Source organism: Paracoccus versutus, assembly GCF_000763885.1.
GTDB lineage: Bacteria > Pseudomonadota > Alphaproteobacteria > Rhodobacterales > Rhodobacteraceae > Paracoccus > Paracoccus versutus.
Genome location: NZ_JRKO01000060.1, coordinates 21544 through 28088 on the forward strand (window position 1 = coordinate 21544; position 6545 = coordinate 28088).

The window sequence follows — 6545 nt, forward strand, 5'->3', positions numbered from 1 at the left end:
AACCCGCAGGATGTTCCTGGCCGTGCGGGAAACGGGCGGACAGGCGTGCCCGAGCCTGTCCCCAGGGGGCGGCGTCCGGCCGATCCGCGCATCGCGGCGGCATGGCCTTCGGTCCTAGCCGGCGATGACCCGCGGCGATAGGTGCCGCAGCTTCTCGGGGTTGCGCATGATCCAGATGGCGGCGATCCGGCCCTCCCGGATCGCCAGCGCCGTGGTCTGCACCACGCCCCCCGGCTTGACCAGCACGAAGCCGGGCGAGCCGTTGATCCGGCACAGGTGCGGGACGGCATCGGCCGCATGCGGCCATTTGCGCGCGATGCCCGCAAAGAACCCGGCCGCCCGCCGCCGCCCGCGCAGGACGTTGATGGCCGCGGGCACCTTGCCGCCGCCATCGGTATGGACCTCGATCTCCTCGGCGAAAAGCCGCAGCAGGCCCTCCATGTCGCCCTGCCGGCTGGCCTGCCAGAAGGCGGTGACGATGGGCAATGCCTCGCCCGGCTGGACGGAGGATGCGGGCGCGGCCCCCGCCAGCCTGCGCCGCGCGCGCGAGACGAGCTGCCGGCAGGCGACCGGGCTGCGGCCGACCACCGCGGCGATCTCCTCGAAATCGTAGTCGAAGGCGTCGCGCAGGATGAAGGCCGCGCGCATCTCGGGCGACAGCGCGTCGAGCGTCAGGATCAGGGCGATGCCGACGTCCTCGGTCACGATCCATTGCTGCTCGGCCCCCGCCGCGGTGTCCTCGACCAGCGGCTCGGGCAGCCAGGCGCCGACATAGGTCTCGCGCCGCATCCGCGCGGATTTCAGGTGGTCGAGGCAAAGCCGCGTGACCACCGCGCCCAGCCAGCGCGACAGCCGCTCGATGGTGCGCAGATCCTGCCCGGCAAAGCGCAGCCAGGCATCCTGCACGATGTCCTCGGTATCGGCGACCGAGCCGGTCATGCGATAGGCCAGCCCCGCCAGGCGGCGGCGCTGGCCCTGGAAGATCTGCGCATGCCGGTCAGCTTCCATCGCCCAAGGTCCGTTCGGGATGCTGCGACCGGAACCCCACCGCAAAGCGGTTCCAGGCGTTGATCGTGTTGATGACCAAGGTCAGTTCGACCCGCTCGGCCTCGCCGAACTGCGCGGCGAGTGCGTCGTAGTCCCGCTGCGGCGCGCCCGTCGCCTCCAGCCGCGTCAGCGCCTCGGCCCAGCCGAGGGCGGCGCGTTCGCGGGCGTCGAAAGCCGGGCTTTCGCGCCAGGCCGCCAGCACGTCCAGCTTTTGCTGCGGCACGCCCGCCTCGCGGGCCTCGGGGGCGTGCATGTCCAGGCAATAGGCGCAGCCGTTGATCTGCGATACCCGCATCTTCACCAGCTGGCGCAGGGCCGCGGGGATCGCAAGCTGGCGGCTGGCGGTCTCCAGCGCCAGCATCGCCTTCATCGCCGCGGGCGCCGCCTTGAAATAGTCGAGACGTGCGGTCATGGTCGGTTTCTCCATCAATGCTTCCTGCAGAACCATGACGAGATGGCGGCGGGGTTTGTGACAGCCGCGCGGGTTGGTGCCGCCTGCATTGTGCGGCCAGGGCACCGCCTCACATTCCCGGCGCGGCGCCATGGCCCAGCCCGATGCCCGCGGGTTTGAGCAGCATCCACAGCGCCATGGCGACCATCATCAGGTTCTCGGTCAGCGAGACGAAGCCCAAAGGCACGTTGCTGTCGCCGCCGACGCAGGCGCATTTCAGCGCGCGCCCGTCGACATAGACCGCCTTGAAGACCGAAACCGCGCCCACCGTGCCGATGAACAGCGCCACCGGGATCGACAGCCACATCATCGCCCCGGCCATCATCAGCACCCCCGCAAGCGCCTCGGCAAAGGGATAGACGTAGCCATAGGGCACCCAGCGCCGCGCCAGCAGGTCGTAGTTGAGGAACATGGTCGAGAAACTTTCGACATCCTTCAGCTTCTGCAGCGCCAGCAGGCACATGGCGATGGCGACGAACCATTCGGCGGCCTGCACCGTCAGCAGGCTGCCGAAGGCCGCCCAGCTGGTCGCCAGGGCCATCAGCGCGGCCATGGTGAAAAGCGCGATGACGGGCCGGTAGGTCGGCGCGTCCCTGTCCCTCACCTCCTTGCCGAAGAAGGCCAGAAGATCGTCGTAGCCGCCGATGCGCTTGCCATCGATGAAGGCCTGGGGCGTGGTCTCGACGCGGTGCCGCGCCTGGAAGGCGTCGATCTCGGATCGCAAGGTCAGGTGGTGGTCCTCGACCTCGTAGCCCTGGCGCTTCAGCAGGTCGAGCGATTTCAGCCCCCAGGGACAGATATGGTCCGCCGTCACCATGCGGTAAAGCGCGGCGCGTTTCGGGACATTTGCCATGATCTTCTCCTTTCGGGATCGCCGGGCCGCAGGTTGGCGATCATGCTTGGGATAAGTCCTCGCCTGAAACCAATCTGCCGCGCGGCCAGGGGTTCCACGACCGCTACGGCATGCGGCCATGTCGCTTGGCGCGGGATCGATAGACGACGCCCAGCTTTCGCCGGCAGAACGAACCCTGGACCCGAGCCGCCGCTTGCCGCGTTCCGCCTGGATCATCCCGAACTGGACGAGGTTTCCCCGATGCCGACAGATGGTGCCCGCCTTGCCGACGATCTGGGCCATGCCGCTGAAACCCCCGCCGGGATCCCCCTGCCCGGCTGGAGGCAGATCTTCCGGCGGGTCCGGGCCGAGATCGCCCAGGATCATGTCGGCGTGGTCGCCGCCGGCATCGCCTTCTACGGCCTCATCGCCATCTTCCCGGCCATCGCGGCGCTGGTGGCGATTTCGGGGCTGGTCCTCGATCCGGCCGATCTGGGCAGCACGATGGAGCGGATCTTCACCCTGCTGCCGCCGGATGCCGCGGGGATCATCCGCGACCAGCTGGTCAAGGTGACGGACGGCGGCACGCAGACGGGGCTGGTCGCGATCTCGGGCCTGGCGGTCGTGATCTACGGCGCGACGAAGGGGGTGATGACGCTGATCGAGGGGCTGAACATCGCCTATGACGAGGACGAGACGCGGGGCCTGCTGCGGCTTTACCTGACCGGATTTGCGCTGACGCTGGGGCTGGTGGTCGGCCTGACCGTCGCCATCGGGCTGATCGTGGTGTTGCCCCTGGCCGCCGGGCTGCTGCATCTGGGCGACGGGGTGCAGGCGGCGATCTCGTGGATCGCCTGGCCGATCCTGGCGGGGTCCGGGGTGCTGGGGCTGGCGGTGATCTATCGCTTCGGCCCGGCGCGCAAGGCGGCGAAATGGCGGTGGCTCAGCCTGGGTGCGGCGCTGGCGGTCTGCGTCTGGATCGCCGCCTCGCTGGGATTTTCGCTCTATGCCAGCAATTTCGCCCGCTATACCGAGACCTACGGCACGCTGGCCGGCGTCGTCGTCCTGCTGACCTGGTTGTGGCTTTCGGCCTATGTGGTCCTGGCCGGGGCCGAGCTGAATGCCGAGATCGAACAGCAGACCGCCCGCGACACCACCACCGGCGCGCCGCAGCCGATGGGCCGGCGCGGCGCGGTCAAGGCGGACACGCCGCCGCCGGGAATGGACCATCGCGACGGCGCAGAGGCAGGCGCAGGGGGAAAGGCCGCGCCCCTTTCGCCCGACAAGGTTTCGCCGGACCAGGTCTCGCCGGGCCGGGAATTGCTGCTGGCATCGGCGCTGGCCCTGCGCGCGGCAATCCGCATGGCGGGACAGCGCAGAAGGTGATCCGGCCGGGTCAGGGGCAGCCGATCCCGGCAAGGGCGGGGCGGCGGTTGTCGCCGCCCCGATGGCTCAGCCCTTGATGGCGATGCGCTTGACCTGCGACTGCGCCTTTTCCGTCTTGGGCAGGGTCACGGTCAGCACGCCGTTCCTGAAATGCGCATCGACCTCGTCCTCGCGGATCTCGGCCCCAAGCGGGATACGGCGCTCGAAACGGCCGTAGAAGCGTTCCGAGAATTGCCGGTCCTTGTCCTCGACCTCCGAGCGCTTCTCGCCCTTCAGCGTCAGCACGCCGTCATCCAGCAGGACTTCGATGTCCCTTTCCTCAAGGCCCGGCACCTCGGCCGTCACCGTGATCTCCTTCTCGCTGTCGGAAATCTCGACGCTCGGCCAGCCGCCCCGGAATGCGGGGACCGCGCCAAGGGACGGCAGCCCGGCGCCGAAGCCGCGGAACATGTCGTCGAACAGCCGGTTCACCTCGCGATGCAGCGACAGGAAGGGATCGCGGTCGCCCTCGCGGAAAGCGGTGGGAAGCTGGTTGCCGCCGTTGCGGCTCCAGGGGATCAGATCACGGACGTTCATGATTTTCCTCCTTTCTGGGCAACGGGTCCGGCACCGGGCGGTGCCCGGCGCCGTTTGCGGATTGCGTGGCGGACAGGCTCAGGCGGCCTCTTTCCCGGCCTCGATCCGCTTCGGCTCGGTCCGGGGTCTGGCCGCGATCTCGATCCGGCGCGGCTTCATCTCCTCGGGGATCTCGTGCCGCAGGTCGATGGTCAGCAGGCCGTTCTGCAGCTCGGCCCCCGTCACCTTCACATGGTCGGCCAGCTGGAAGCGCCGGCGGAAGGAGCGTTCGGCAATGCCGCGATGCAGATACTCGGCCTTGTCCTCGCCAGCCTTCTGGCCCGACACGACCAGCATGGTCTGTTCCTGCGTGATGGCCAGTTCGTCGGGCGAGAAACCAGCCACCGCCATGGCGATGCGATAGTCGTCCTCGCCGGTCTTGGCGATGTCGTAGGGCGGCCAGTTGTCGATGGTTTCGACGCGGCTCGCAGCCTCGAGCGCGTCCAGCATCCGGTCGAAACCGATGCTCGACCGGTAGAGCGGGGAAAAATCGAAAGTGGTTCTCATAGCCACATCCTCCGTTGAGCAACATGGGTACAAGCGTTCTGCCGGCAGGGCTGGGCGCCCGTCCGGCATGCCGGACCCGTCAAGGGCTTCCGGCGAGTCACGATCTAGGGCGAGGGCATGGCGGTTCAAGGGGGCGCGCGCCGCCCCTTTTCCCCGCCCGCAAAGCCCCTATCTGACAGGGACGAACCGCAGGAACATCACAGGAGACAGCCATGCGACTTGAGGACATCAGGGCTGTTCTGGGGCCGGTGGACGAGACGCTGATCGCCCAGATCAGCCGGACGGATGCGACGGCCGAGGAACTGGCCGAGGCCTGGGGCTGGCTGCATGCCGACGAGGCCATGATCGACGAGGGCCGCCCCCTGCCCCAGGGCCGCGTCGCCGAGCTGCTCGCCATCCTCGAGGCGGCCGAGCCTGACCCCGAGGAATAGCGCCGGGTTCAGTGCCGGAACCTGGGCGACAGCAGCAGGATCCTGCTCTCCGGCTCGCCCTCGCCCTCCCTCGAGGGGGCGGGCCGGTCCTCGACATGCGGGCCGCTGGCCTGCAGCACGTCCAGCATGTCGGGAAAGCCAAGCGCCACGTCCGGCATCCCCGCGATCTCATAGGCGCTCTGCCCCAGCCCGGCATAATGGACGATGGAGCCTCCCCGCCGCGTCAGCCGCGCCGCGAAGAAGGCGCAGGAGATCAGGCATTCGTCCCCGATCTGGCGCGACTCGCCCCGGTGCGCCCGCCGTTGCGCCGCGTCCATCAGCCGGACGGTCAGGCGGTCGGGCGCGATCGGGCGATGCATGTAGCGCGCCAGCGTCGAGGCAAGGTGATATTCCAGCTCCGACGACAGGGCGACCTGGCTTTCGCGCATCCCCTCGATCACCAGGTCGCGGGCGGCAGAGATATACGTGTCCGTCATGAAACCCCTCGGCATCAGTCTGAACGAAACCATTCCATGATAAAAAGTTTGGCGCAGTCCCGCTGCAGGTCAAGACCCTGCATGGATCCGAGGCAGCTGAAATCACTCGATATTGCACGCAAACCTCATGTGTTGGCAGCCGTCTTCGGCGAGTGCCGAAATTTTTCGCGCCACCCCCTTGAAACCGCCGTCCTGCGTGCCAATTCCTCTCACGCGCGATGCCATCCGGGTCGCGCAAGCCCCGTGCCGGTCGCTTGGCCGGTGCGGAGGAACCTCTCGCAATCTGTTTGTCCATGAGGAGAACGATATGACGTTCCGTCCACTCCACGACCGTATCCTGGTCCGCCGCATCGATGCCGAGGAAAAGACGGCCGGCGGGCTGATCATTCCCGACAGCGCCAAGGAAAAGCCTCAGGAAGGCGAGGTTCTGGCCGCGGGTCCGGGTGCGCGCAGCGAAAACGGCACGCTGCACCCGCTGGACGTCAAGCCCGGCGACCGCATCCTGTTCGGCAAATGGTCGGGCACCGAGATCCGGCTTGATGGCGAGGATCTGCTGATCATGAAGGAAAGCGACGTGCTGGGCGTGATCGAGGCCCCGGCCAGCGCGAAAAAGGCCGCCTGACGGCCGTTCCCCAGGATCCAATCCAAGAATGCTGCTCAGGAAGGAGTGAGCCAGATGGCTGCGAAAGAAGTTAAGTTCAACAGCGACGCGCGTGACCGGATGCTGAAGGGCGTGAACATCCTTGCGGATGCGGTCAAGGTGACGCTGGGCCCGAAGGGGCGCAACGTGGTGATCGACA

General features: G+C 67.8%; 9 protein-coding genes. 3 read left to right on the forward strand and 6 right to left on the reverse strand.

Going from position 1 to position 6545, the window contains the following annotated elements; translation table 11 throughout:
- Positions 1 to 114: 114 nt before the first annotated feature.
- The 3 genes from sigJ to IT40_RS21635 all read right to left on the reverse strand — a co-directional run bounded on the left by sigJ (position 115) and on the right by IT40_RS21635 (position 2351).
- Positions 115 to 1008, reverse strand: coding sequence for an RNA polymerase sigma factor SigJ (sigJ, locus tag IT40_RS21625; RefSeq protein WP_036759629.1), 894 nt, complete (start codon positions 1006 to 1008; stop codon positions 115 to 117).
- Positions 998 to 1474: a carboxymuconolactone decarboxylase family protein gene (locus tag IT40_RS21630; RefSeq protein ID WP_243700301.1), complete on the reverse strand. Its 477-nt coding sequence runs from the start codon at positions 1472 to 1474 to the stop codon at positions 998 to 1000. Before IT40_RS21630 ends, sigJ begins: the two co-directional genes overlap by 11 nt.
- 94 nt (positions 1475 to 1568) lie before the next feature.
- Positions 1569 to 2351 (reverse strand): MauE/DoxX family redox-associated membrane protein, encoded by a 783-nt coding sequence (locus IT40_RS21635; RefSeq protein WP_036759631.1) that lies wholly within the window; start codon positions 2349 to 2351, stop codon positions 1569 to 1571.
- A 240-nt stretch (positions 2352 to 2591) separates the two neighbouring features.
- Between IT40_RS21635 and IT40_RS21640 the strand changes: the two genes are divergently transcribed.
- On the forward strand, positions 2592 to 3716 hold the full coding sequence (locus IT40_RS21640) for a YihY/virulence factor BrkB family protein (RefSeq protein WP_084197369.1): 1125 nt from the start codon (positions 2592 to 2594) through the stop codon (positions 3714 to 3716).
- Positions 3717 to 3782: 66 nt separating this feature from the next.
- Here the strand turns inward: IT40_RS21640 and IT40_RS21645 are convergent, their stop codons facing one another.
- Together IT40_RS21645 and IT40_RS21650 are read right to left on the reverse strand one after the other, a co-directional pair.
- A complete protein-coding gene (locus IT40_RS21645; protein WP_036759633.1) occupies positions 3783 to 4292 on the reverse strand; it encodes an Hsp20/alpha crystallin family protein in 510 nt (169 codons plus the stop codon).
- 78 nt (positions 4293 to 4370) lie between these two features.
- Positions 4371 to 4838: an Hsp20 family protein gene (locus IT40_RS21650; RefSeq protein WP_036759635.1), complete on the reverse strand. Its 468-nt coding sequence runs from the start codon at positions 4836 to 4838 to the stop codon at positions 4371 to 4373.
- Positions 4839 to 5050: 212 nt separating this feature from the next.
- Between IT40_RS21650 and IT40_RS21655 the strand changes: the two genes are divergently transcribed.
- Positions 5051 to 5269: a hypothetical protein gene (locus IT40_RS21655; RefSeq protein WP_036759637.1), complete on the forward strand. Its 219-nt coding sequence runs from the start codon at positions 5051 to 5053 to the stop codon at positions 5267 to 5269.
- An 8-nt stretch (positions 5270 to 5277) separates the two neighbouring features.
- On the opposite strand, the gene IT40_RS21660 is transcribed toward IT40_RS21655, so the two are convergent.
- Positions 5278 to 5745, reverse strand: coding sequence for a hypothetical protein (locus tag IT40_RS21660; RefSeq protein WP_036759639.1), 468 nt, complete (start codon positions 5743 to 5745; stop codon positions 5278 to 5280).
- A gap of 307 nt (positions 5746 to 6052) precedes the next feature.
- Between IT40_RS21660 and IT40_RS21665 the strand changes: the two genes are divergently transcribed.
- A complete protein-coding gene (locus IT40_RS21665) occupies positions 6053 to 6367 on the forward strand; it encodes a co-chaperone GroES (RefSeq protein WP_036759641.1) in 315 nt (104 codons plus the stop codon).
- Positions 6368 to 6545: the final 178 nt, after the last annotated feature.